The sequence below is a fragment of the Paenibacillus sp. J22FR21 genome, assembly GCF_056269135.1.
In genome coordinates this window covers 250,596-275,940 of sequence record NZ_JBWDNJ010000002.1, presented here as the reverse complement: position 1 = coordinate 275,940, position 25,345 = coordinate 250,596, and the positions used below count along the sequence as shown (strand labels likewise).

33 protein-coding genes are annotated in these 25,345 nt (G+C 48.4%); 3 read left to right on the top strand and 30 right to left on the bottom strand.

Going from position 1 to position 25,345, the window contains the following annotated elements:
* Positions 1-25: 25 nt before the first annotated feature.
* Positions 26-718 (top strand): response regulator transcription factor, encoded by a 693-nt coding sequence (locus AC0YNS_RS07100; protein ID WP_475780326.1) that lies wholly within the window; start codon positions 26-28, stop codon positions 716-718.
* 92 nt (positions 719-810) lie between these two features.
* Here AC0YNS_RS07100 and AC0YNS_RS07095 read toward each other — a convergent pair whose 3' ends face one another.
* The 21 genes from AC0YNS_RS07095 to AC0YNS_RS06995 form a co-directional block, all read right to left on the bottom strand.
* Positions 811-2,982 carry an EAL domain-containing protein gene (locus AC0YNS_RS07095; RefSeq protein ID WP_475780325.1) on the bottom strand — a complete coding sequence of 724 codons (2,172 nt, stop codon included), beginning with the start codon at positions 2,980-2,982 and terminating at the stop codon, positions 811-813.
* A complete protein-coding gene (locus AC0YNS_RS07090) occupies positions 2,975-5,551 on the bottom strand; it encodes a chemotaxis protein CheW (protein WP_475780324.1) in 2,577 nt (858 codons plus the stop codon). Before AC0YNS_RS07090 ends, AC0YNS_RS07095 begins: the two co-directional genes overlap by 8 nt.
* Positions 5,548-5,976 carry a chemotaxis protein CheW gene (locus tag AC0YNS_RS07085; protein WP_091215065.1) on the bottom strand — a complete coding sequence of 143 codons (429 nt, stop codon included), beginning with the start codon at positions 5,974-5,976 and terminating at the stop codon, positions 5,548-5,550. Before AC0YNS_RS07085 ends, AC0YNS_RS07090 begins: the two co-directional genes overlap by 4 nt.
* Before the next feature lie 33 nt (positions 5,977-6,009).
* Positions 6,010-6,444, bottom strand: coding sequence for a hypothetical protein (locus tag AC0YNS_RS07080; protein WP_475780323.1), 435 nt, complete (start codon positions 6,442-6,444; stop codon positions 6,010-6,012).
* Between the two features lie 238 nt (positions 6,445-6,682).
* A complete protein-coding gene (locus AC0YNS_RS07075) occupies positions 6,683-7,084 on the bottom strand; it encodes a DUF2500 domain-containing protein (RefSeq protein ID WP_475780322.1) in 402 nt (133 codons plus the stop codon).
* 38 nt (positions 7,085-7,122) lie between these two features.
* The gene (gene hisA, locus AC0YNS_RS07070) at positions 7,123-7,884 is read right to left on the bottom strand and encodes a phosphoribosylformimino-5-aminoimidazole carboxamide ribotide isomerase (protein WP_475780321.1); all 762 of its coding nucleotides are present in this window, start codon (positions 7,882-7,884) and stop codon (positions 7,123-7,125) included.
* A gap of 24 nt (positions 7,885-7,908) precedes the next feature.
* Positions 7,909-8,616 (bottom strand): YjjG family noncanonical pyrimidine nucleotidase, encoded by a 708-nt coding sequence (locus tag AC0YNS_RS07065; protein WP_475780320.1) that lies wholly within the window; start codon positions 8,614-8,616, stop codon positions 7,909-7,911.
* A 2-nt stretch (positions 8,617-8,618) separates the two neighbouring features.
* On the bottom strand, positions 8,619-9,062 hold the full coding sequence (locus AC0YNS_RS07060; protein ID WP_475780319.1) for a VanZ family protein: 444 nt from the start codon (positions 9,060-9,062) through the stop codon (positions 8,619-8,621).
* Positions 9,052-9,669: a hypothetical protein gene (locus AC0YNS_RS07055; RefSeq protein ID WP_475780318.1), complete on the bottom strand. Its 618-nt coding sequence runs from the start codon at positions 9,667-9,669 to the stop codon at positions 9,052-9,054. The genes AC0YNS_RS07060 and AC0YNS_RS07055 overlap by 11 nt, the downstream gene beginning before the upstream one ends.
* Before the next feature lie 39 nt (positions 9,670-9,708).
* Positions 9,709-10,206, bottom strand: coding sequence for an N-acetyltransferase family protein (locus AC0YNS_RS07050; RefSeq protein ID WP_475780317.1), 498 nt, complete (start codon positions 10,204-10,206; stop codon positions 9,709-9,711).
* Positions 10,207-10,304: 98 nt separating this feature from the next.
* Positions 10,305-10,784 carry a TcaA NTF2-like domain-containing protein gene (locus AC0YNS_RS07045; protein WP_475780316.1) on the bottom strand — a complete coding sequence of 160 codons (480 nt, stop codon included), beginning with the start codon at positions 10,782-10,784 and terminating at the stop codon, positions 10,305-10,307.
* A 41-nt stretch (positions 10,785-10,825) separates the two neighbouring features.
* Positions 10,826-11,278 carry a GNAT family N-acetyltransferase gene (locus tag AC0YNS_RS07040; RefSeq protein ID WP_475780315.1) on the bottom strand — a complete coding sequence of 151 codons (453 nt, stop codon included), beginning with the start codon at positions 11,276-11,278 and terminating at the stop codon, positions 10,826-10,828.
* Between the two features lie 128 nt (positions 11,279-11,406).
* Positions 11,407-11,979 (bottom strand): GNAT family N-acetyltransferase, encoded by a 573-nt coding sequence (locus AC0YNS_RS07035; protein ID WP_475780314.1) that lies wholly within the window; start codon positions 11,977-11,979, stop codon positions 11,407-11,409.
* Between the two features lie 54 nt (positions 11,980-12,033).
* Entirely contained in the window at positions 12,034-12,645 is a 612-nt protein-coding gene (locus tag AC0YNS_RS07030) for a LysE family translocator (RefSeq protein WP_475780313.1), read from the bottom strand.
* A 97-nt stretch (positions 12,646-12,742) separates the two neighbouring features.
* Positions 12,743-13,357, bottom strand: a complete 615-nt coding sequence (locus tag AC0YNS_RS07025) for a nucleotidyltransferase family protein (protein WP_475780312.1) — start codon at positions 13,355-13,357, stop codon at positions 12,743-12,745.
* Positions 13,347-13,910 carry a pyridoxamine 5'-phosphate oxidase family protein gene (locus tag AC0YNS_RS07020; protein WP_475780311.1) on the bottom strand — a complete coding sequence of 188 codons (564 nt, stop codon included), beginning with the start codon at positions 13,908-13,910 and terminating at the stop codon, positions 13,347-13,349. Before AC0YNS_RS07020 ends, AC0YNS_RS07025 begins: the two co-directional genes overlap by 11 nt.
* A 10-nt stretch (positions 13,911-13,920) precedes the next feature.
* Positions 13,921-14,082: a hypothetical protein gene (locus tag AC0YNS_RS07015; RefSeq protein ID WP_475780310.1), complete on the bottom strand. Its 162-nt coding sequence runs from the start codon at positions 14,080-14,082 to the stop codon at positions 13,921-13,923.
* A 28-nt stretch (positions 14,083-14,110) separates the two neighbouring features.
* Positions 14,111-14,527 (bottom strand): GNAT family N-acetyltransferase, encoded by a 417-nt coding sequence (locus AC0YNS_RS07010; protein ID WP_475780309.1) that lies wholly within the window; start codon positions 14,525-14,527, stop codon positions 14,111-14,113.
* A gap of 6 nt (positions 14,528-14,533) precedes the next feature.
* The gene (locus AC0YNS_RS07005; protein WP_475780995.1) at positions 14,534-15,268 is read right to left on the bottom strand and encodes an alpha/beta fold hydrolase; all 735 of its coding nucleotides are present in this window, start codon (positions 15,266-15,268) and stop codon (positions 14,534-14,536) included.
* 5 nt (positions 15,269-15,273) lie between these two features.
* Positions 15,274-15,735, bottom strand: a complete 462-nt coding sequence (locus AC0YNS_RS07000) for an SRPBCC family protein (RefSeq protein ID WP_475780308.1) — start codon at positions 15,733-15,735, stop codon at positions 15,274-15,276.
* Between the two features lie 36 nt (positions 15,736-15,771).
* Positions 15,772-16,296, bottom strand: coding sequence for a GNAT family N-acetyltransferase (locus AC0YNS_RS06995; RefSeq protein ID WP_475780307.1), 525 nt, complete (start codon positions 16,294-16,296; stop codon positions 15,772-15,774).
* A 313-nt stretch (positions 16,297-16,609) separates the two neighbouring features.
* On the opposite strand from AC0YNS_RS06995, the gene AC0YNS_RS06990 reads away from it, so the two are divergent.
* Complete coding sequence (locus AC0YNS_RS06990; protein WP_090977881.1) at positions 16,610-16,702, top strand: sporulation protein YjcZ; 93 nt, start codon at positions 16,610-16,612, stop codon at positions 16,700-16,702.
* A 74-nt stretch (positions 16,703-16,776) separates the two neighbouring features.
* Here AC0YNS_RS06990 and AC0YNS_RS06985 read toward each other — a convergent pair whose 3' ends face one another.
* The 8 genes from AC0YNS_RS06985 to AC0YNS_RS06950 all read right to left on the bottom strand — a co-directional run bounded on the left by AC0YNS_RS06985 (position 16,777) and on the right by AC0YNS_RS06950 (position 23,547).
* Positions 16,777-17,577, bottom strand: a complete 801-nt coding sequence (locus AC0YNS_RS06985) for a Cof-type HAD-IIB family hydrolase (protein WP_475780306.1) — start codon at positions 17,575-17,577, stop codon at positions 16,777-16,779.
* A gap of 27 nt (positions 17,578-17,604) precedes the next feature.
* On the bottom strand, positions 17,605-18,369 hold the full coding sequence (locus tag AC0YNS_RS06980; RefSeq protein WP_475780305.1) for a pseudouridine synthase: 765 nt from the start codon (positions 18,367-18,369) through the stop codon (positions 17,605-17,607).
* Between the two features lie 150 nt (positions 18,370-18,519).
* Positions 18,520-19,308, bottom strand: a complete 789-nt coding sequence (locus tag AC0YNS_RS06975) for an ABC transporter permease (protein WP_475780304.1) — start codon at positions 19,306-19,308, stop codon at positions 18,520-18,522.
* Positions 19,309-19,315: 7 nt separating this feature from the next.
* The gene (locus tag AC0YNS_RS06970) at positions 19,316-20,134 is read right to left on the bottom strand and encodes an ABC transporter permease (protein ID WP_475780303.1); all 819 of its coding nucleotides are present in this window, start codon (positions 20,132-20,134) and stop codon (positions 19,316-19,318) included.
* Positions 20,131-21,165, bottom strand: coding sequence for an ABC transporter ATP-binding protein (locus AC0YNS_RS06965; RefSeq protein WP_475780302.1), 1,035 nt, complete (start codon positions 21,163-21,165; stop codon positions 20,131-20,133). Before AC0YNS_RS06965 ends, AC0YNS_RS06970 begins: the two co-directional genes overlap by 4 nt.
* Before the next feature lie 3 nt (positions 21,166-21,168).
* Complete coding sequence (locus AC0YNS_RS06960) at positions 21,169-21,627, bottom strand: DUF309 domain-containing protein (protein WP_475780301.1); 459 nt, start codon at positions 21,625-21,627, stop codon at positions 21,169-21,171.
* Positions 21,628-22,431: a GTP diphosphokinase gene (yjbM, locus tag AC0YNS_RS06955; protein ID WP_475780300.1), complete on the bottom strand. Its 804-nt coding sequence runs from the start codon at positions 22,429-22,431 to the stop codon at positions 21,628-21,630.
* Positions 22,432-22,446: 15 nt separating this feature from the next.
* Entirely contained in the window at positions 22,447-23,547 is a 1,101-nt protein-coding gene (locus AC0YNS_RS06950; RefSeq protein WP_475780299.1) for a quinone-dependent dihydroorotate dehydrogenase, read from the bottom strand.
* Between AC0YNS_RS06950 and AC0YNS_RS06945 the strand changes: the two genes are divergently transcribed.
* The gene (locus tag AC0YNS_RS06945) at positions 23,525-23,884 is read left to right on the top strand and encodes a hypothetical protein (RefSeq protein ID WP_475780298.1); all 360 of its coding nucleotides are present in this window, start codon (positions 23,525-23,527) and stop codon (positions 23,882-23,884) included. The two genes, AC0YNS_RS06950 and AC0YNS_RS06945, sit on opposite strands and share 23 nt — an antisense overlap.
* Here AC0YNS_RS06945 and AC0YNS_RS06940 read toward each other — a convergent pair.
* Positions 23,881-25,287, bottom strand: a complete 1,407-nt coding sequence (locus tag AC0YNS_RS06940; protein WP_475780297.1) for a L,D-transpeptidase — start codon at positions 25,285-25,287, stop codon at positions 23,881-23,883. The two genes, AC0YNS_RS06945 and AC0YNS_RS06940, sit on opposite strands and share 4 nt — an antisense overlap.
* Positions 25,288-25,345 lie beyond the last annotated feature (58 nt).

Sequence of the window (25,345 nt, the reverse complement as noted above, 5' to 3'; positions counted from 1 at the left end):
TTTAAGTGCAAGGGGATGTTATTGTTTGACGAATTTGTTGATTGTTGAAGACGATATCATTTTCGGCGATATGCTCTCTCTTTATTTAAGGGAAGAAGGCTATAACGTGACGCGGGTGTCGACTGCCGCAAGTGGAATTGCCTCCCTTCAGTCTGAGCCGCCGGATCTCATTGTGCTGGATCTGATTCTGCCAGACACCCAGGATGCTAACCCCTGTATTTTGTTTAGACAATTTACGACTATTCCCATCATCGTCATTTCGAGCGAAACGAAAATTTCTATGAAGATCCATTCGTTGACCGAAGGGGCCGATGATTTCATATGCAAGCCCTTCAGTTTGCAGGAATTGAAAGCCCGCATCGAAACCGTGCTGCGCCGGACCGCCCCTAAGCCGGTAGAGTCAGACAATGAGCGTCTGCCGAACGATGCCTCCAAACGCATTAACCTGGATATGGACAGCAGACATATTCTCATACACGGTGATATGATCGAAACCACTTTCTCCGAATTTGAAATTATGCGTCTGATGTTCCACTCTCCCGGGAAAGTCTTCAGCAGAGAGGCCCTCGTGAATAGCCTTCGCGGATACGATTCTTTCATCAATGAACGGTCTATTGATTTCCATGTGACGAATCTGCGTAAGAAGATCGAAGAGAACCCGAAGCAGCCCGTCATTATTAAGACTGTATGGGGCGTCGGCTATAAACTGATCATGTAACCGGATGAATTCGCTATTGTTCTCCTTAAAACAAAGAATCCAGTAACTTGCTGTTACTGGATTCTCGTGTTCGATCTATACATCTTCCGCAGCTATACAAGCTGTTCTGTAGCCAGCAGCTCCGATACAGCTCCGGATTCCATCGGATGACCAAACAAATAGCCTTGCATGGTCATGCAGCCGTATTGGAGCAACAGCCTGCATTCCTCTTCCGTTTCGACCCCTTCAGCTATAACCTGCAGATTTAAGTTCTCCGCCATTGTAATAATGGTATTCACGATAGAGGCATTTACGTTGTGCAAGTTCATCCCTTTAACGAAGGATTGGTCAATCTTCAGCTTGTTGATCGGCAATTCACTAAGATAGCTAAGGGAGCTGTATCCTGTTCCGAAATCGTCGATCGCAATCGAAACACCCAGCTTCTTCAGATTTCGCAAGAGCGTCAAGGCATGATACTTATTCATAGTCATGCTCTCTGTAATCTCGATTACCAAATACTCCGCTTCCAAACCGGTCTCATTCAATATATTCTCAATTCGTTCGATGATTTTGCCATCGTTAAATTGCCGCGTCGATAAGTTGACCGCAATCGGAATTTTAGGCAAACCGTCATCCTGCCAACGTTTATTCTGCCGGCAAGCTTCCAGCAGCACCCATTCCCCAATTGAATGAATCAGTCCGGTTTCTTCCGCAATCGGGATGAATTCAGCCGGTGACACCCGGCCGAGCTCCGGGCTTTGCCAGCGAATCAAACATTCCAGGCCTGTAATAACGCGATCTCTGCCATTGAGGATAGGTTGATAATGCAGCAAGAACTCCTTGCGTTCAATGGCTTTGCGAAGCCGGTTCTCAATATCCATTTTGCGATGGATTTGTTCATGGAAACGCGGCTCATAGAATTGAAGACGGTTGCCGCCATCGGCCTTTGCAATATTCATTGCCATATGGGCATAACGAATGAGCATCTCTTTGTCTCTATGATCTCCGGGATATTGGCTGATTCCAATACTTGCCGTCATATGAATCTCTTGACCGTCAAGCATAACAGGCGTATGAATCGTATCCAATAAATTCTGAGCCTTCTGATAGGTTATTTCCGCGGAGGCATCACCAATAATGCAAATAAATTCGTCGGTTCCCGCCCGAATGATCATCGTATTCTCATCTGTTATCCGCTTCAAACGTCTTGAGAACAGCTGAAGCAGCGAATTACTCTTCTGATGGCCAATCGAATCATTGATCAGCTTAAAGTGATCGAAATTGAAATACATCACGGCAAAACGGTCATACAGCGTATTGACACGATCCATTTCTTCATAAAGCTGATTCCGGTTAGGCAATCCTGTAAGCTGGTCATGATTAAGCAGGAAATGAACCTTCTCTTCCATTCGCTTCTGGTCCGTCACTTCGAAACAAACGCCGATAAGCTCCTTCACGACCCCATTAACACGCAAGGGCCGCAACACGAGCAGGAAACAGGCTTTCTTCCATTCCATTTCAAAGCTGATGCATTGCTCCCCATCCCAAGCCCGCTGAAACTGCTCATTCAGTTTCAAGGCATTCTCAGGCTGGAACACGCGATCAATCGGCTGCCCGACAAAGCATTGACTGGATTTGCCAAAACGGTACAGCAGTTCGCCCTTGAAGTCCATGAACGTAAATTGTCCATCAACCTTAGTCACTGAAGCATAAATTCCATTCATCAGTCTCATCGTACGGTTCAACTCTTCATGAATCGTATTCTCGCCGACAAGACAGCCCGTCATAAACTCCAGCAGCAGCTTGAATTCGCGATTCGTCAATTCATCCTGTTCAAGTTTCTTCCAGAACGGTTTCGCCTCAATCGCCGCATGGCAGCGAAGCAGAAACTCTTCCTCTACCTGCTCATTGTGAGGGAATTGAAACAGCGTATCTTTATGAAAAAAATCTGCGGCACCTTTCGAAAGTGCCGCAAGCGCAGGCGAGGACCCTTCATCCGTATAGCTGCTAAGCATGATGACAGGGATCGGATAATGGATCATCAATTGACTCAAGGTTGTAAGCCCATCCAGTACAGGCATTTCGATATCCATCGTCACTAGGTCAGGCTGGAGCTCAACCAGCTGGTCGAGCGCCTCCTGTCCGTTTGCGGCTGTGCCCATGACCCATAATTTCGGGTCTTTCTCAATTAACATCGTGATCATTCGCCGCATTACGGCAGAATCATCAACGACCAATACACCGTATTTCTCCGGTCGTTCCATCAGACCCAAAAATTTACGCATGGATTAGATCCCAGCCCCTCGACCTCAGCATTCTATCGAGTTTCAAGATGATAACAAGTTGGTCATCGGTTTTACAAATGCCGCCAATATATTGTTCCGATATCATCGCGAAATCCTTTGGTGCTGATTCTATCTGGTTATGACGCACATGCAGAACTTCCTTCACGCGATCAACCAATATACCGATATCGCGTCCATCCTCGTTCAAGATAATGATGCGAGAATGCTGATCAGGCTCAGTTGGATACATACCCAGGCAAGTTTTGATGTCTATTACCGGTAACAGCTCACCGCGCAAATTCATCAAGCCGAGCACCTCGGAAGGAGCATTAGCCATTCTAAGGATCGAAGGTACCTTGATGATCTCTTTCGCCCGGTTAATATCCAGCGCATAGTGCTCTTTCTCCAGATCAAAGGTGACTAGTTTTACCTTGCGGCCGGAAGCCTGCTGTTCACTGCTATCACTCTTCCTTATCGTAGCGCCGGAATCCCGAATGACGGCATTGATGTCGAGAATTAATGCGATTCGTCCATCTCCGAGAATCGTCGCACCCGAAACATAAGCGACTTGTCCTAAATACGAACCCAATGATTTCATGACGATTTCTTGATTGGCAATCAGCTTATCCACATAGAGGCAAACCCGCTTCTCAGCCAGACCAATCATGACTGCATACCCTTTGGCATTGCTATCATTCTCAGAGGTGCCTAAGCGACGATGCATACGAACGAGCGGCAAGATTTCACCGCGAACGACGCAGACTTCTTCACCGTTCACGATCTGCACATCACTTGGTGTTAATCGGAAGGTTTCCACAACGTTCGTTAACGGAATTGCCAATGTATGTTTGCCCATCTGTACAAGCAAGGAACGAGAGATTGCTAAGGTAAGCGGCAGCTTGATCGTAAATACAGTGCCTTCACCCGGTGTTGTCTCTATATTGATAATACCGTTCAGTTTCTCAATATGGGTACGAACGATATCCATGCCGACGCCGCGCCCTGACAGCTCTGTCACTTGTTCCGCAGTGGACATGCCTGAGTGGAAAATCAGACTGATAATTTCTTTATCCGACAGCCGAGCTGCTTCATCTTCGGAAATAAACCCTTTCTGAATCGCTTTCTGCTTGATTCGATTCAAGTCAATCCCGCGACCGTCGTCCGCGAGCGTGATTACGATGGCATTCTCTTGATGACCAGCACGAAGCAAGAGATTCCCTTTGCGGTTCTTGCCGAGCTTCTCTCGTATTTCCGGCGTTTCCAAGCCATGGTCGATCGCATTGCGAATGATATGAATGAGCGGATCGCCGATTTCTTCAATTAATGTACGATCCAGCTCGGTTTCTTTTCCTTCTAGGACAAACGATACTTCTTTCCCGGATTGATCCGCTACGTCACGCACCAAACGAGGGAAACGATTAAACAATTGCTCGATCGGCATCATTCTTGTCTTCATCGTGCCTTCTTGCAGCTCAGCGATCACTCGGCCCAGATGATCCGTAATTTCGCCTAATAACAAAGTCTCCGGCTCTTGTTTAAACCGTTCCTCGAACCGTCTGCGCACTTCCCTGATTCGTGTGTTGTCGATAATCAGCTCGCCAACCAGATTGAGCAGATGTTCCAACCGGTTGACATCTACGCGTACGGTATGTTGAATCTGCACCTTGGTATCAGACTGTACGCCTCCGGCTGCCGACTGATCACCTGTGGAGGATACGCCAGATGCTGCAGTTTGCTCTATACTAAGAATCGGCTGATTCACGATCTTCGTCGGAATTGCAGCCTGTGCACCTTCTACCATCAACGACTTCACGCTGAATTCGGAGATTTGAGATGCCTCTTCAACTTTACGAATAATATCCGATTCAGAGGACAGCGTTGCAAGCAAGAAATAAATCGGTTCCGAGCGCAGCAGATCCTCTTGCTCCCACATGCCGATTGGCGGGGTAGTTCCAAGCACTTCGCCCAGTTCCCCGAGATTTCGCAGGATAACCATCGCTTTCACGGTTGGCATGTCCACATGCTCAGCCAATGTGATATTGACCTCGTATGATGGTATACCTTCATTTTGTTTCTCGTTACGAAGTGCGATTTCAGTTTCACTCCACCCTTGGAAAAGCTGCGACTTCACTTCATTCCCCGTGTTAATACTGCCGAGAGCTCCCTGAACCGTTTCAGGCTGGTCGTTCATAATGCCGTCAAGCAGCTCGACCAGTGTTTCGATCGGTTCATCATTGAAGTCTCCTTTGCGCAGCGTTTCTTTCTTTGCCTTCAAGTAATCGATGCATTGGAATAATACGTTGATTAACCTCTTGCTGACCAGAAGGCGATTCTGGCGCAGCAATTCGAACACACTTTCAACCTTATGCGTCACTTCTTTCATGGAGTGGAAGCCCATTGCGGCGGATGAACCTTTCAAGGTATGCGCTGCACGGAAGATCGTTTGAATCGTCTCAGGTGAATTGCCGCCATTCTCAAGCTCCAGAATCGACTCATCCAACACCTGCAGCTGTTCTTCCAATTCATCCAGGAATACGCCTAAATAAGTCAGTGCAAAAGATTCATTCATCCTAGTCCACCTCCTGTATTTAGGATGGCCGGCAAGTGGAGGATGCTGACCAATTGATCGTTGATTTTGCCAATCCCGGATAAATAGCCGGCGTTGGCACCGCCGATACCGTCAGGCGTTGGCAATATTTCCGAGAAGAAAGCGACTTGTTCGACACGATCAACATAAAGTCCAACCGGTTCCCCATCCGGTGTTTGCACGATTACGATTCTCGAAGCAGCTGAAGGAGCACTCTCCATCATACGGAATTTGGATCGTAGCCCGATGACCGGCACTATCGTCCCTCGCAGGTTAATGACCCCTCTGACATGCGCCCTCGCAGCCGGAATCTCAGTAACTGGCATATCCTTAATGATTTCTTGAATAGCTGTGATCGGAAGTGCAAACTTCTCTTCATTCAACCCTACTACGATATAATTCGACACCGTCTGGACCTCCTACTGGTTATTATGGGATGATTATGGAATGTATCTCTCGGATTCTTTCATATGAGCGACGTCTACTGTCAATATGGCACAATCAAATATATTCATAATCTCGCTTCTGGCACGATGCACAAAACCCAATACGGAATGCTCCATCTTACTTGTACATAACGAAGCATTGACCCAAATCTTCTGGTTCATGATGACGATCGACATCTCATTGTGCGTCGGGTAGCGGTACACTTCATCAAACACATTCGTTTCGGCATACATATCGGGCAAAGCAACCGAGAACATGACAATCGGCGGTTCATCCCCCATATCCGTAATGCGAAACTGCTCATGAATCGGGTAATTTTCTTTGGTCCATCTGAATCCATGTGTATAATCTTCGTCGACTTGCCAAACAGGTTCAAATCGACTCGTAGCTTCATCAAACAGGTCTTTGTAGAAATCCAGCAGCTTCATAACTGTTCACCTATACGCATGCTCTTTTGTGTCAAGATTGCGTACCTCCTTCGAATGACCACTATCCTGATTATAGAACCTAAATATTTGGTAAGTTCTTAATCGTCGTTTGAATTGTGTGATATTACAGCGATTTTATTTGGAAAGTGTTAGTATGCGACCCGCGAATCCAAAAAAGCCCGAACCTCCTATGAGAGGTTCGAGCTTAATCAATTGATATCGTTACATCATGCCTGTATTAGCGTTGAAATCCCAGGTACCGGGTACCTTGAAAGGTCAGCCTGCCAGAGTCACCTTCAGCCAGCAAACCGGATTCTTGGCCGCTCACTTCGAACTCCATGCGATCGCCGCTCTCCACTTGGAAAGTAATGTAGTAGTCCGTGCTCGTGCTGGATGAGTGATTGATAATGCCATCGTTGTTGTGATGATGGGTTGAACTGCTTCTCACATTCGTCCGTTTATTGACGATATTCGCTTGAACGGTCAAGATCGGCTGCTTGTTATTGCGCTGCGATTGACGAATAGAGGCAATGACGCCGTAGATGATCAAACCAAACACAAGTAGAAACATCAACGGAAAAATAATACTCATAAAGCTGAACATACGATCGCCTGCCGTAAAAGGATCCATCGAACCCATTTGATCACCCTCTCCTCACTTGTAAGAACATACCTCTTTTACGAGTGATTCCCGCAGAAGGTTACAACTTCATCGTACGATAAATTACCGCCAAAAATATCAAGTGCACTGCCGATTGTAATATCAAGCTTGCCCGAAGTAAGCGAACGGAACAGCTCCAAATCCTCAAAGGACCTGGCTCCACCGGCATACGTCGTAGGAATGGTCACCCAGCTTGCAAGCTGCTGCGCCAAGTCTGCCAAAATACCTGTACGTTTACCTTCAACATCTACCGCATGGACCAAGTATTCGTCGCAATACTCCGCCAGCTCGCGAAGATGCGCTTCATTGACGCGGAATTCGCTGAACGTCTTCCACTGATTGGTTACGACAAACCATTCGTCATCCCGCTTCTTGCAGCTTAAATCAATAACCAGCCGCTCTTTGCCTACTTCCGAGACGATTCGCTGTAAATTGTTCATATCGAGCTCTCCGTCTCGGAATATATACGAGGTCACGATGACGTGAGTAGCCCCTGCTTCCAAGTATTGAGCTGCATTCTCAGCATGAATGCCCCCGCCGATCTGCAATCCCCCTGGATAAGCGCGCAATGCGGATACAGCCTCTTCCTCGTTGCCGCCGCCAAGCATAATTACATGACCGCCGGTCAGCTTATCGCGTTTAAACATCGCTGCATAATAGTCCGAATCATGCTCGGATACAAAGTTCTCGACAACCTGCTTATTGCTTGCTCCGAGCGTTTCTCCGACGATTTGTTTTACTTTGCCATGATGCAAATCAATACAAGGTCTGAATTTCATGACTGTCCTCTTCCTCTCTCTCTACTACTCGTTTGGTACTGCTAATAGCGCATTCAGCTCAGATAAGGAATGAATGGTAAAAGTCGGTCGGATCTCCTTATCCACTGATCCTCTTGCGGGATTGAAGTAACAGAAATCGATGCCAGCATTCTGCGCGCCTATGTAATCATCGGTTAATGAATCACCGACAAACAGCACCTGCTGCCGGTTCACACCAAGCGCTTCAATGGCCAGATCAAATATTTGCCGCTCCGGCTTACGGCATTCCACTTCATCCGAGATGAACAGATGGTCAAAGAAGTGCGCGAGGCCGCCTGCAAGCAGCCGTCTTCGCTGCGCTTCGCCAACTCCGTTAGAAATGACACCGAGCGGATAACGGCCGTGCAGCGTGGAGAGCAGTTCTACCGTTCCATCCATGAGGTGACAGTTGGAGCAGAAGAACTCCCAATACGTCTGAGCCAAATCTATCGACATGGTGTCGTCATGACCCATTTGCACGAGCGTATCGCGAAAGGAATAGGTCAGCACTTGCGAGATATGAAGTTTTCGCTCCATGCGCTCGATCCAATACGTCCAATTAATCGAAGCATACAAACTGCAGAATCGTTCCCATTCAAATCCGGCAAGCTCAGAGAGCCGATGATGCATGATCGTGTTCTGCATCGACTCGAATTCGCTGGTGTTATAGTCCAGAAGGGTTTGGTCCAAATCGAACAAAATCGCTTTATACACGGCTAATTCACCCGCCTTCGAATCATGCTGTAGAATCCCGCCCCGACAAGCACTCCTACCGTATTTAACAGAATATCGTCAATGTCGAAGCTTCCTCGATGAAGAAGCAGCTGCAGCAGCTCAAGTATGAACAACGCTGCGATGCTGAGCAATGTTAACCGTAAAATTCGAACACGGTATAAATACGGTATGGAAAGTCCGAATGGGACAAACACCGCCACATTGCCTACGATATTAACGAGCCAGTGGGTAGGCGTAAAACAGTCCGCATGATCGAAATACAGTCTTATTGTACGCATCGGAACAAGATTGTAGCGGTAGCCGGACCACGGAGTTCCTGAACGGCCAAAGCCGATAAACATCCAATACAAGAGCAGCAATAAATAGAGTAGAGTTATAAGGCCAATCAGCTTCTTCACCCTAAGATCCGTCCCATTAATCGACATCGTCAATCTTCCAACCGGCTTGATTCACATTCGACAGGACGTAGGCGTGAACTCGTTCATCTGCCTTGATCGCATTCACAATGATGATGCGATTTGTTTTGCCCGGCTTCTTGTAGATCGTCTCTCCTTGAAACATTAGCTTGGTATACGAGAGCTCCGGTTGTGATAGGATGGTTTCGATAAACCACATGGTTCTCACGCGATCGGCAAAATAATCGCCCCATACTTTATCTGTTGCTTCCGGCTTTAATTGAACCGTATGTATGAAATCGAATAGAACCGCAACGGCGTCAGCTGGAATTCTCTTATCAACCAAAGCTGCTTGTTCACCTTCATCGGTAAGCCGTTCTGCTTGCGCGGTAAGTTCCTTCGTCTGCGCGGATAGCTGATCCTTCTCCTTCGCTAACGCTGCAATTTCACCTTCCGACTCCTTCAGCCGGGCAGCGAGCTTGTTGTTTGATTCCTGCAATTCCGAAAGCTGCTTCTGTTGTGAAGCCACCTGGAGCTCCAGCTGCTTTGATCTGTCGCTGCAGCCCGCGGCTATTAAGAGGATAGCGGCTATAAACACCAGCCTGCCTGCGATGCTCATTCGATTGCCAAGTATCATACAACATCCCGCCTATATCTATCATTTTCAAGACACGAGTTATCTCAATATCTTCTGGAAGGACGCCAAGTCGAGCCAGCGGTCGAATTTGTAAGCAATTTCTTTATAACACGCGACTTGCTCGTAGCCTAACTTCTTAAACAACGCCATACTGCTGTCATTCTCGGTACAGATCAGGGCTACCAAGGAATGGAATTTCAACTCCCTCGCAACACTTTCAATAAACGCCATTGCTTCTCGGCCAATCCCTTTACCGGTATAATCCGGATCAAGATAGATCGTTACATCCGCGGTTACATGAAATGCCGGTCGCTTCTTATGCTGCGTGAGCAGAGCATAACCGGCGTATTGCCCATTCAGTTTCACGATATAAGAACGGTAGATATCAGCCGTCGGCTCGATCAACTGTTTCATCTGCTCCGAAGAATAAGGAAGCATATCGAACGAAACCGTTGTATGTTCCACAAAATAATTGTACGTCCTGCGCACTTGTTCCAAATATTGGTCCGTATAATTCTCAAACGCTAGTTCTCTCATGATAGTTGCACCTCGTAGGTTCATTCGTATTTAGTTGCAAGGAAGGCAGGCATACCGCTCGGTTGGAGCCGTCGCCTGCCCGCCTAATGAATGGCACTCTATTCCCATCGTTCTATACTGTAAACCTTGTACGACTTATTGCTTATGTTCTCAGTGACCGTGTAGATCCAATTGTACTCATTAATAGAGGAGCGGCCATCCGAATAGTAGATGCCTATTTTCTCGATAATATAAAACTTGAATTCACCGTTGATCTTCTGGATATTCTTAATTTGATAACGAATGAGCTTTTCTTTAATATTCTTATCGCTTAGTCGCCTTACCAGACTTTCTTGCTGTTTATAGAGGGGTCCGGCCGGGTCCAGCAATCCTTCCACCAAGGAAAACCGATTCTTATTGATAGCTTCGACCATCGATTCCTCATAGGCGTTCATGACGCGATTGGCGCCGGTCTCTTGATAGTCGATTGGTTCTCCGGTAACCGGGCCTTGATCATTATCAGGTTCGTCTTTGGCTGTACAGGCACTAAGCAGCAGAAGAAAGCTTAGCAGCAAGCAAAGCGTCGCCGTTCTGTACATGTCATGTGTGCTCCCGTCTTCTAATTTCTTGGTTATCCATCTCAATCGACGGTTCGTTCATAAATCATAATGTCTTTACCATCAGGCAGCACTGCAGGTTTGACTTGTATGCAGCCATTACGCTGCCAGAAAGCATGAGCCGCCGCATTCGAAGCCAATACACCCAGCCTGTGTGAAGTCACGCCGCGTTCGCGCATAATGGAATCGAATAGAGCCAGTGCTGCATTCCCATAACCGCGCCCTTGGTATGATCCATGAATAACTAGCAAGCCGATCCACGTGCAGGAATCCTTAGGGTTGTTCATGAGAAACTCAAGAATACCAATATCGTTTCCTTGCTCGCGAATGATATATCGCTCAGCCCCGACATCTTCGGCATCCTTCAACTCAGCAGCAATGTCTTCAACCGTCAGCTGTTCTTTATCTTTGGAAATGACATTAAAATACGGATTAGAGTTCAGAACCGCAAGCTCGCGTGCTATATGTTCATGCATAGATTTCATCAGTGAGAGCATTTCTACGATACCTTCGCTTCCTATATATCCAACTTAGACACGCAATCTATTTTACCATGAAATCCGCTGCAACTGGAATGCCCTTAAGTTGCATTCTCGCACAACCGTTATTGCTCCTCCCAGTAAGGATTAAGCAGCACCATATGAATATGGTCCTCCCATTCCCCGTTTATTCGGAGGTAATCCTTCGCCAGCCCTTCATGCTTGAAACCAAGCTGTTCCACTACTTTGAGAGAAGCGGCATTGCGCGGCATAATGTTCGCCTCGATGCGGTGTAAATTCAACTCTTCCCATGCATACGAAATCGTATGGGCCAGCGCTTCTTTCATATACCCCTTACTGCGTTCCGCAATGTCCATCCGATACCCTAGGTGACAGGATTGGAATGCCCCTCTGACGATATTGTTAAGCGTGACGGTCCCGATGAGATTCCCATGCGGCTGATCATTCAAGCATATCCAGAACTTTACGCTTTGTCCGTTATGAATGCTTTGCATATCGCTTTGTACAAGCTGTTGCTGAAACTCCATTGTATAGTATTCGTCACTTCTGGCTGGTTCCCACGGGATCAGCGCTTCTTTATTCCGCATGACAAAATCATAGACCTTCGTCATGTCGGATTCGTCAATCATCCGCAGCATAAGGTGTTTAGTCCGCAGTGTTACAGTTCGTTTGTTCATTCGTCCATCATCCCTCGGGTTGCTTTGTTCGCTTACATGGAAAGTGTCGTAATCTTACGACGAGAACACCTGATAAAGTGAATATACCCCGAATGCCAGTAGAATGAATGCCGAGATTCGATTAATCACACGCATCCCGCGAGCATTCAACGTTTGTCTGATAGCGCCGATCATCGCACTTAACAACAACCACCAAAGCATGGAGCCCGCAAACACCCCGAGTACAAGTGTTACTGAGTCCGCGGTTGAAGACTGCATGATGTTGAGCCCTGCAAAAATTCCAAGGAACGACAAAATCGTCATTGGATTCGTAATGGTTAGCAAGAAGGTCGTGATGTAAGCAGCCGTAGCATTGCGACTCATTCGCGGTTCCACATTGGCATCCGCCGCACTTGCTCGTAAGGATTGATACCCCAAATAACAGAGAAATAACCCGCCAATCAATCGAATCCACATCTGCTGCGCGACTAACCCGCTAGTAATCGCATCGAATCCGAAAGCAGCAATCAGCCCATAAATGCCATCGGCTGTCGCCGCTCCCAAGCCGGCAACCGCACCATACAGGCGCCCTTGATTAATCGTTCTCTTCATGCACAAGATGCCGATTGGTCCAACCGGAGCCGCAATCGATAATCCGATCATAATCCCTTTCATCACCATGCTCATTTGGTAAGACCCCTGTATCTATCTGGATGTATATATTAAAAGTTATTCTTATTGTAACCGAAAATCATACCTTCTGAGCATCCGATTCCCATTTATCTCAATCTACAACGATTATCTTCGGCCATAGCGTGCGCCATGCTTTCCGCTCAATACGCTCCAAGTAATAGGCATGATCTTCAAAATAGGGACTTCGCCTCACCTGCATCTTGAATAGATCGGATAAACCATTCGGGCAGCACAGCTCCAATTGACCGCGATTATTCAGCTGTGCGCCAATAGAAGTGACCGTTTCCGGCCAGCGCATGAGCGCGTCCTCAGTTGAGAGATATGGTTCAATACCATTGCGAATATGCATTCTGGCTTGGTTCTTGACCGACCATTTCGGATTACCGGTGCTGCTCACTAATTGGCGCTCGATTTCGCGATCCTTCTCTTCATCGAGATGCTCTGGATCAAAGTAGACGACATCAATATCGTCATGTGTCGCCCGATAAGGATATTCATGCAGATAATCCCAAACCAAATTACGCAGGTAACCTGCTGCAATGTAACTTTGAGGAAGCTGCAAGCTCGAAACGAGCTGAAGATCACGCATCAAGGATTCGTTCCCGCGCAAAATCAGCTTCAATTGTTCCGCGAGCGCAGCATCAACCAATCTGACTTCATCTTGTAGCTGACTATCGCTTTGGATACTCCTGTTATCACTCTTCATCTGCCGAGAGCTCCACCCCTATCGGTGTCAAATAGCCATCCATGCTGGTACTGTTCTTGTTGGCGCGATACTGCACCAGCTTCTCTTCTCCTTGGTTGACCGCCCATTTAAGAAGCAAATCCCGTTCGCCTTCATAGGAATAATACGGAATGCTGAAGCCGCACGATGTTTTCACAATATCAATATCGGCCACGATAATTTGCCTATAGCCCGGATAGAGCTGGAACGGCGCTGATGCCTCCTCCCACTCCGGGGAGCTTGGAAGAACAACACGTCCCGTGCCATATAACCTTAGAATAAGCGGCTTTCCTTCAAAAGCTACGAACATAAAGGTGATTCGGCCGGTAGCCGTCAGATGCGCACTCGTCTCGTTCCCGCTTCCCGTTAAGTCCAAATAAGCCACTTGATTAGGCGACAAAATGCGAAAGGCATCATGACCTTTGGGCGATAGATTCACATGCCCTTCAGTGGCGGCAGTGCCGACAAAGAACATTTTCTGATTCGCGATAAACTCGGCATGCTCGGGAAGAATGGATGAATAAGCTGTGCCCATAGGATCACCTCTATAATTTATGGTCCTCTTGCTCTTGCTTTCTCCTTGCTCGCAGATCCCGTTTCAAGACTTCTTGTCCCGGGTCACGTTTCGGACGTTTCGGCAGTTTGCTATTCATTTCAATTAACAAGATAACAATGAAAATGAGTAAAATGACTATAATAACGTTCACATTACCGCCTCCATAACCCTCACCGTCGTTAGAGCTCCTTCACAAAAAAGAGTTCGCCAACGCCGCCATCATTGATGCCGCTCAGAATGCCGCATTCCGTAAAGCCCATTTTGCGATGCCACATTTGCGGTGCGGGTTCATCGGCTTGCGAAGAGCTATAAAGCTTCGCCGCTCCCTGCTGCTTGAGATGGGCTTGCGCGAATTGGAGCATTTGCATGCCGATTCCATTGCCGCGCAGCTCCTCTTTTACTTTAATTAAACCGATATAGGGAAACTGTGACCATAGATGCTCCAGCTTCATGTAGCCTACACATCCATTCAACTGCTCTGCCATAATAATATCCTCGTGATCAAGCTTCCATGACAGGATATGCGCTGGCGTATGGCGATCCCAGCTCACAGCTTCATCCAAGTCACCACGGTTACCGAATCTAATCGTAAGCATCCTATTTTACCCCTTTACTGCATCTAGTGCATCCACAAAACCACGAATCGCCAAGTAACAACCGTCCCTCTCGGTACCCATAAGATCATGGCCCGAGCGAAGAAATCCCTCGACTTTAAGATGCTGGAACTTGTCATGATAGCGCTGCAAATCTGAATCGTTAATGAGCGATCCTTCTAATTTCCCTCGCAAAATGAGTGCCGGCAATAAAGATGGAGAGTCGAGGGAGACAGACTTGGATTCGCGTTGAATGCCCAGCACCGCTTCTGTTCGTATATTCGAAGTTCGCTGAAACGGGATCAAATAATTATGGATATAGTCGTCGGCCCAGCCGCTTGGCATTTGACGATGCTCCGGTGGATAGTCGCTTAATAGTAATGAACGAATATGGTGTTCATTCTGAGCGGCAGCGTAGCCAAGCACATAAGAGACACCTCTCGAATGACCGAACAGATGGAATTTCTGTATATCAAGCTTATGTATGACAGCTTCGATATCACTCACATGCTCATCTAAATGATAGCCGCTCTCCGGCGTATCGCTATTTCCCCTTCCTCTGAACGAGAGGACAACACATCGTCTGGGCAGCAGAAATGCGAGTAAATCCGCATATTCTTCTGCCGTTTCCGATAGGCCCGGGCAAATTAGCAGGGGCTCAGAATCCGGGTCTGCTTGGTTGATTGAATCATAATAATGAATGCGTACACCTTCGTTATCAGCAAATCCGGACGTGAAGTTCATTTTGTTCACCCCTTGCGCTCTTCTGCAATACGTTTCACCTGAAGATTCCGATCCTCCAAGAATCGACGCATGTATCGTTTCAATACGAGTCGTTCCACTGCCCAGCCGAGCGGACCAAGCGGAGCGGCAAAGGTTAGTCTATCTTTCATAAGCGTCTTGCCTTCTTGGGATTCAAGCATATGCTCATGACGCAAATACTTGAAAGCGCCGCGCTGCGTCTCGTCCACAAAGTAATACGGAGCTCGAAATTCCGTAATCTTCGATGTCAAACGCTGTCTCACAAAGAAGTGAGTAGCTTCGAAGGTGACCGTCTCGTTTAGCCCGATCGGACCGCTGGTTACACCCGCGACTGCTTTCTCCTTCGTATGCTGCCATACGGTACGGGTATGTACATCGATATCTCTCGCTAAGTCAAAACACACCTCAATTGGTGCGTCGATAAGCACTTCCGTCTCTACAGTTACCACTGCGAAGTCACCTCGTTTATGAATACCGGGTTGCTGCTAGTTTTCGAAGAAAGCATCAGGATATCTCAATTCTCCACCTTGTAATACCTGTAATGCTCCATAGGTTAATTCTACTGCCATATACACTTCATCCGATACTTCAAATTGCTTGAGCACAAGTCCGAAAGTACTTGCAGGCCGAAACCCGAAACGAGGGTAATATTCCGGATGTCCAATAAGAAGCACACCTGGGTATCCAAGCTCACGGCAGCGTGTTAAGCCCTCTTCGATCAGTTTCTTACCAACACCTTGCTTCTGAAACGCGGGCAGAACCGCGATCGGCGCTAGCACGATGACTTCATGGTTCGTATCACCGACAACAATGTAAGCTTTACTGAATAATGCATGGCCAATAATACCCTGCGCAGATTTGGCAACTAGGGATAAGGAATCGATAAACGATTCCGACAGTCGAATTCGTTCCACAAGCTTCGCTTCATATTCCCTCTGGTCGAAGGCTTCTAGATTCACCTGCCGTACTGCTCCATAATCGGCTTGCTTTTCTGTACGAATCGTATTCAAATCGTATGTTCACTCCTCATTCTTAGTAGCTAAACCTTTTTCTCCCATTCCCACTTATTACCTGATTTTCCTAGCATACTTGACCATTCCGCAAACGTCTATAGGCATTATAACGCCTTCATCTGTCTCTGGTATGGCTGTCTTAAACCAAAGACATTCTACCTACGGCAAATGCCCAATTGTGAGAGAACGCGGGCATCTGTCCAATCGCTGTGCCTTAGATTTCATACAATACTGTATACCGAGTGCCAAGAAAACCAACCACAAGTTGCAACATTTGGCAACGGAAATCACCTTTAAGGGAGGAAATTGCATGTCCGGTATGCACGGAGGTTTTACTTCTGCTGGCGTAATCCTGGTACTTTTCATACTGCTGGTCATCGTATCCCGCGGGTTTATGTACTAATCCTGTAGGAATATAGCCACAATCTGTTATGCAAAAACCGTCGAAGGGCTTAACCCCTTCGACGGTTTTTCATGTTATACGAACGCATACGTTTGCAATGCTGCGGCAACGCCATCTTCTTCGTTCGATAAAGTAACGACATCCGCCGCTTCCTTTACACCATCAGGTGAATTGGCAACCGCAACGCCGAGTCCCGCAAACTTCAGCATGCCCACATCGTTGAAATAGTTCCCAATTGCCATAACCCGGCTTGGATCGACACCACGCACTTCGGCCAGCTTCCGCAGCGCCGTTCCTTTGCTCGCTTCTTTGTGCTGAACATCAATGAAATAGTCACCGCTGCGGATATGCTGCAGCCCATGCTCCCAGCCATTCCATTCCGCCTCGATGAGATTGAGATCTTCGATGCCGCCGAACAATGTGAATTTAACGAGTCCATCCGGCAACGGTTCTTTCGGATCGCGCATGACCGGCTTGGCTTCGTACTTTCGGTACATCTCCGCCGCCTCCGGGCTTACTCCTTCGACCAACATATCAAACGCGGTATTAATGTCAAAATGATGGCCGCCTTGCAAGCTATAATCGCGGAACCGAGCGACTTCAGACGCGTCAATGCTATACTGATGCAGCACTTTACGCTGCGCCGCGTCAATGGTCGCAGCACCATTATGAGTAATCATCGTACCCGATAATCCAAGTGCATCCAATACAGGCAGCGCATTAGCCGGCCCCCTGCCTGTGCATAAGACGATTTCTGCGCCTCGCGCGTGAGCTTCTCTAACCGCCTCTCTCACGGCAGGCGTCAGTACATGATTGTCCGTTAACAGCGTTCCATCAACATCCAGTGCGATAATATCGTAGTTGATCTTTCCCATCCTGTTGTCAGCCTCTCTTTGTCTTTGTTATTCTTCTGATGCATCCGCCTTCTTATGGACGGATTGCAGCTGCAATAATTCTTCTTCTGTAAGCAGACGATAGGAGCCAAGAGGCAATTCAGGATCGAGCTGCAGCGGTCCCATCGCATTGCGCCGAAGATAGACCACCTTCTTGCCGACGGCTTCGAACATCCGCTTGACCTGATGAAATTTCCCCTCATGAATAGTCAGCGTAATCCGGCTGTATACACCGTCTTCCTTCGTTTCCTTCTCACCGATGACAAGCTCAGCCGGCATTGTCTCATAACCATCGTCAAGCGTCACGCCGGCAGCGAACGCCGCTTGATCACGCGCATCCACGTCACCGTGTACTAGTGCCTCATATAGCTTCGGTACATGCTTCTTAGGGGATAACAGATCATGTGCCAGCTTCCCATCGTTTGTCAGCAGCAGCAATCCCTCTGTATCCTTATCAAGCCGTCCTACCGGAAAAGGCTGCAAAACCCGATCATCGGGATCCAGTAAATCGATAACGGTACGGTCACGCGTGTCCTCGGTTGCAGATACGACTCCTTGTGGTTTATGCAGCATGACATAAATCGTCTCGCGATAGATGACTTCTTCATCATCGAAACGAACTACCGCTGCCTCCGGGTCAAGCTGCAAGCCAAAATCTTTCACCACCGCACCATCCACGGTCACTCTGCCAAGCTTCACAGCTCGTCTAATTTCACTGCGCGTTCCAAATCCCATATTAGCCAGCAGCTTATCCAGCCGCATCCGTTTCGCCATTCCCTTTACGCCTCCAACATGCTTTATCTTCACCCATTGTATAATAAAGCCGCTAGCTTGACCAATACCTGCCACATTGCTTCCGAACAAAACAAAATAGTCCCCGCCGGCTATCAGCCGCAAACGGAGACTATTCTCAAGTTATACACCTTAACTGCTGGCGCTCGTATAAGCCCTTAAAGCCCGCTTCCATAACATGCGAGCTGCCAGTAGAAACACCATTGCCAACAGCAGCGCGCCAATTGCGTGTGAGGCATCGAAACGACCGATCAATGCCTCAGCCGGAACCGTCGTCACGAGTCCGATTGGCATGACATACAAGAGTGCCAATCGAAGCGCGCCTTTATAAACGCTGACTGGATAACGTGATGTTTCGAATAACGAACCGAACAAGAACGCCAAATTATCGACCTTAACCGCCCAGAAGGACATCACCATCATGCCAGTCCAGAGTGCATAAATAATGACAAGAGACGCTATGAACAACAAACCAAACATCACTACACCACCAATGCTGGGAAGACCCATTACCCGCCACACGGCGTAGCCGGTCAATCCAAGACCTAAACCAATATCGGCGAAACGCCACAGCACGAGATGCCTGAAGCTGACGAAGAATTGGCTGTCTACAGGCTTCAGCAAGACGAAGTCGAGCGTTCCTTGACGAATATGCGCGACCAGACGCGACATATTCGGCTGTAGAAACAGCTCCACGAAGCCATGCAGCGCATTGAATACGCCAAGAAGTGCAAGCACCTCATCAAAGGACCAACCCCCAAGCGAAGGCGAACGGTAGAAGAATAATATGACCGTCAGTATCGACATCGCGAGCGAGAACAAGGTGGAGCCTAGGTTTGCCGCGAAATTAGCCCGATACTCAAATTCTTCTGCCAGACACGCGTGGAAGAATGTCCGAAACAATCGATAAGCTCGCCTCATGTCCCCATCATCCTCCCGACGCGCCGTATCGTTTAAGTCCTTGCCGCCACATGACACGGAACAAGAGCAGCAATGCGAGGAGCCAGCCTAGCTGCTGTGCAAATCCAACTATGATTTGCTGCGGCTCACCTTGCAATCGACCTGTAAGCAAATCGACTGGGAACGCCACCGTTACATAAAAAGGTAAGTATTTGGCCGCATAAGCAACCCAATCCGGAAACATGGACAGAGGTGCGATTCGGCCGGATAGAAACAGATGAACGCCTTCATATAAGGCATATACCGCCGTTGCTCGATTGCTCCAGAACGCGAGCAAGCCGAACATATATCCGATCAGAAACCGCAATGCCGATGAAAGCGCAATGGCTAGCAGCACCAGACCGAACGTCCCAAGTCCCACTGTCGTACGCATCGAAGGAACGAATAGGGCAAGAACAAGCCAGGACGGGATCATGAGTGCCGCGAAAAATACTTTGTAAACGAGATTCCCATTTATACTCCAATGAATCGGATGAAAAGGCCGAAGCAACTTGCCGGAGAATGTGCCTTGCCGGATATCATTATCCAGTTCGTAGACATCCCATGATCGCGTGAGACGGTCTACGACCAGCACCGCGCAGAAATAGAGCACATAATCGGATGCCCGGTACCCGGCAATGGAGCCGCTGCCGCTAAGTGATGTCCATACCGCCAAGCTTACGAGCGGCTGTACGAACGCACCGAACATCCAGATCAAACTCTCACTGCGATAGGCCATCATAATTGCCCAATCCGCCTTGAAGACGACCGCATACTTACGCCAGAAAGCCCCTGCCGCAAGCATCATACACCAATCTCCTTTGGCAGATGAACCTGCTCCTGCCGCTGCGGGTCTTCAGCTTTGGCATAGGCCATCCCGATGACCGATTCCAGGGAAGGATCCTCGATCGTCAAGTCGACAACCGGCAGCGAGGTGAGCAGCTTAGCGGATAAGCCGGTTACATCCTCTCGCGGCGCTTCCACTTCGAGCTGCGGGTACGCATACGATACTAGCCTTCCACCGCCGCTATGTACCGCCGCCTCAACCGTTTCAGCCGCTACCGGATCACCTAATACGAGAGCAATCCGTTTATAAGGCGAGAACCGATCGATGAGCTTGCTAATCGCCCCATCATAGAGCAGCTTGCCGTGGTTAATGACCAGCACCCGCTCGCATAACGCAGAGACGTCTGCCATATAGTGGCTGGTCAGTAGAATCGTTGCTTTATATTCGCGGTTATACGAAGCGATGAACCTGCGCATCGCTTCCTGCATATTCACATCAAGTCCGATCGTCGGCTCGTCGAGAAACACCAGATCAGGCCGATGCAGCAAGGCAGCGACTAACTCGCACTTCATTCTCTCCCCGAGTGACAGCTGCCGTACAGGCTTATCAATCACCGCCGATAGATCGAGCATTTCCGTAAAATAATCAATCCGCCGGCGGTAATCTGCAGGTGCAATGTCGTAGACTTCCTTGTGAATCAGAAATGTCTCAGAAGCCGGAATATCCCAGATTAGCTGACTTTTCTGCCCCATAACGAGGCTCACTCGTTTCTTAAACGCATTTTGCTGCTGAAACGGAATAAAGCCGCCTACTTTGATCTGACCCGAAGTGGGATGCAGAAGACCTGTTAGCAGCTTCATTGTCGTTGTTTTGCCCGCCCCGTTCGGCCCAAGAAAACCAACAATTTGTCCCTCCGGGATATGAAAATCGATTCCGTCAACCGCACGCACCTCACGATATTCCCTGTGCCACAAGCTTCGAAGAGATGCAGCAAAGCCGGGCTGCCTGACGTGAACGCGGTACACCTTCGTTAACCCTTGAACATCAATCATTTATTAATCCTCTCCATGAAGACGATTTTCAATCGGAATTTCCGCAAGCGCTTTCGTAAGTTCACGCAGCTGAGCATCGAGCACAACGAGGCGGAAAGGAGAAAAGGCAGGCGGTGACTCGCCGGAAGACGCAGTCCCCTGCTCCAGCCACGTACGAAGCGGTTCCAAACTGGTTGCGATATCAGCCCGAAGCTGCTTTAAGTCCAATCCCATCAGCTCGTCCGGATAATGGACAAGCTTATTCTCCGCCTGCGTGAACAGCTTTACCGCGCCGGAGAAATTGTCATTGCGGAAGTGGTGCAGACCAACTGCCGCCTGCAGAAGCCCTTGATAGAGGACATTGCGGCCCTCCTCGAGCCACAGTTCCTCCATCACTTCATGGCATTCAAAATAATCCTCGTCTACATTAAACAACACGACAAAGTGTACGAACCGCTCATCATACGTATGATCCGTTCCCACTTAGTTCGTGCCGCCTTTCTTCGCCCGATTGATCGCTGTACGAATTTCATCAGACAGCATCCGGATACCGTAGGCGTCTTCCTGCTCCCACAGCTCGTTAAACCGCAGCTGGAACTGCACGGCTTCACGAACACGATGGAAGAAATAGAGCTCCTGAATGTCGCTAAGCACGCTTGATACCATATTCGATTTCTCTTCAAACTCCCGCTGAGCGTTAAGAATTTCTTTGTGAATGCTCGACATTTCCGTATCCAGCACAGATGCCGCTTCAGCAGCTTTCTTCAGACGATCGCGCACTTCATCCGGCAAGCTCTCTTTATATTTATAATTGAGCGAGTGTTCAATCGTCGCCCAGAAATTCATAGCCAGCGTCCGTATTTGAATCTCAGCCAGTACATGCTTGAGCCCGATTGCCGTTTGAACCGGGTACTCCACAATCATATGGTAGCTTCGATAACCGCTGTCTTTGAAATTCGTAACATAATCCTTCTCATAAACAAGCTTCAAATCTTTGCGTAACCGAATAAATGACGCTACACGATGAATATCATCGACGAATTGGCACATAATGCGGATCCCCGCTATATCTTCAATACCCGTATCGATATTCTCCATTGGCACCGACAACCGCTTCGCCTTCTCCAATATGCTGGAGATTCGTTTAACCCGACCGGTTACAAACTCAATCGGCGAATAAGCTTCCCTGTTCTTCAGTTCGGTGCGCAGCGTCTTCAGCTTCACCTTTAATTCTTCTACCGCTTGCTCGTAAGGCTGCAAAAAAAGTCCCCAGTCTCTACCGTCCATCCGGCCGCCTCCTGTCTAAGACCGATGATCTGCTCCTACTGCTTCATTAATTGATTTAAATCCATCTCGGCGCAAGGCATCCTTTAGCCCGTCCGCAAGTTCACGCAGCAATTCCGGCCCTCGATAAATGAGTGCCGTATAGATTTCAACAAGACTTGCACCTGCGCGAATTTTATCGTATGCATCTGCAGCAGTAAAGATGCCGCCTGAACCAATAATAGGCAGTTTGCCGCCGGTTTGTCGATATACTTCGCGAATAACCTCCGTCGATCGGTCCTTCAACGGCTTGCCGCTTAGGCCGCCGGTTTCCTTAGCATTCGAATGCTGCAGGCCATCGCGGCTAATTGTCGTATTTGTAGCGATAATGCCGTTCACGCCGCTCGCTTTAATCGTATCGACTGTATAGCCGAGCTGCTCGTCCGTCATATCCGGCGCTATTTTGACCAGAACCGCCTTGCGAGTACCGCCGTTCTTCTTCGCTTGAGCAGCCATTTCTTCCATTACGGTCGATAATAGAAGTCGCAATTCATCGCCATGCTGCAGTGCCCGTAAATCCGGAGTGTTCGGCGAACTGATGTTGACGACAAAGAAGTCGCCATATGTATATAAGGCTTGCAAGCAAGCACGGTAATCCTCGTGAGCCAGTTCATTCGGTGTTGTTTTGTTCTTGCCAATGTTAACGGCTATCGGTATCCGTCTGTTCGTATCCAGTGCCAATCTTGCTGCCATCGCAGCTGCACCTTCATTATTGAAGCCCATTCGGTTAATCAGCGCTTCATCGGAAGGCAGCCGGAACAAACGCGGGAGATCATTGCCGATCTGCCCTTTGGGTGTTACGGTTCCTACCTCTGCAAATCCGAAGCCGATATTGGCAAACATATCGACAGCCTTTGCATTCTTATCCAGTCCTGCAGCTAGTCCAATCGGATGGGCAAAATGCAGGCCAAACAGATCGACTTCAAGCTCCTTTGCTTCCGGTACACCGTACATCCCACGCATCAGTGCCGGTATTCCCGGTACACGGCTTGCGGTATGAAGGCCATCAATGACCATATGATGGGCTTTCTCGGGGTCCATTCGGAAGAAATAAGGCTTGGCCAATTTTGAATACAACAACGTAACTCACTCCGTTCTTCGTGTTAGCTCTACCGAACAGTTTAACGTGTTAGAAGGGAAAAAGAAAGAGCCTGCCGCGGCTTTCCTGCGTGCAAGCCTCTTATTTACAAGCGGTGGAGTAGTTGTATCTGGGCAAGAAAACGATTACAATATAGGTACAAACCCATTTAAAGTAAAAGAAAGGTTGATCCGCGTGAGCCAAGCCAAGAAAAGACCTCCCATTATGAAGAGCAAGCCTAAAGAACAAATCAATAAGAAGGCGCTCGTTTGGATTGGATCAATTTTCAGTGTTGTCGTCATCGTGATGGCTGTACTGCTAATTCTTGATAATAACTAGGTTAACCAGCGATAAACAACAGCGGTGTTCGTCTCGTCCTGCACCGGCTTCAAGCGGAAACGCTCAGCAGCCGGAGTCGCAGCGCCGGGAAGAACATCGCTTTTTATTTCTACTTTAGTTCCGAGCGGTACCAGATCATATAGCTCCTCCAGATCCTTCTTGTTCATCCGCACGCAGCCATGCGACTCATCCTTCCCGATACTTTCCGGTTCATCCGTACCATGAATCGCATAAAGGGTATTGGAGAGCGTCATGCCCCGACTGCCAAATTCGCTGTCATCGCGACCATTCGGATTTTTCACTTTCTCGCTGATGAAGAACTGACCTGATGGTGTCTTCTTCCCACCTAGACCCACTGTATAGCTGCGTACAATAACATCGCCGGAGACGACGGCAAGCTGATGACTGTCCTTATCTACAATAATGGATAATGGTTCATCGGAGAGTCGCGTCTCAGAGGAACTTGAAGACGCGGATTGCGAGGCCGAAGTGGAATTGGAGCTTCCACTTCCTGCTTTTCCTCCACTTGAATTCGCCCCATCACTTGCGGGTTTATCGGCCGATCGTTCCTTCGCTGCCTGCAGCAGCCCAGGGAATAGCTTCTTCATCTGCGGTGATGTTCCGGACAGGACATTATTCGGATAAGAGCGGGTCAGATCATCCATGCCGGAAGGCCAAGATTTCGTTCGTTCGTGATAGTGTGTAATCGCACTCGCCAGCGTCCAGCGCATTTCTTGCTCACGGCTCCACTCGCCGTAAGCTTTGTAGGCTGCGGATGCATTTCCCGGCTGACAATCGCAGGTTTGACCGTCCAGGAGTCGAACTGCTGCAGCATCAGCTTTCCCGTCCCGCTTCGCCTCAGCCAATATCCGCGTCTTCCCGGTCCATTTGCGCCATTTCCCGTCCTGCAGCAGCATAACCGCTAATCCTGCTTGCGAGGTACTTCCTTCGCCGGATAATAGAGTACCCAGTGCATTTCCCAATGTTTTCTGCCCTGCTGGTTTAATGAAGGAAACATTGAGCCCCTTCTCAGTAGTTGCCGCCTGATTTACATGGTCATTGCCGCGATCTTGTTCTGCCTCATCTTTAGCCATGCCGAAAGGTGCTGCCAGTACAATCCCAAGAAAAAGGACGGAAGCAACGGAGATGCGGAACAAGAGCCGCCTATTCCTTCGTTTCTTGTTCCACTGCTCCAGGATAACGCTCGGATCATGAGCCAGCTCATGCTGCTTGCGTTCATAGGCTTCATACACGCTGCCCGACTGCAGAAAACAGTAGTTGGCCTTCTTGTCCTTGCCTTCTTCCATATATTGTTTGCCTAGTAGATACCACGCCATTCGGTTAGTTGGATGGTTCTGTACGTAGCGCTTCAAATAGGATTTATCATTCTGATCCTCGAACATGAAACTGAACCTCCGGTTATTCAAACTGTTGTAGCTACTATATCGGCAAAAAAAGCTG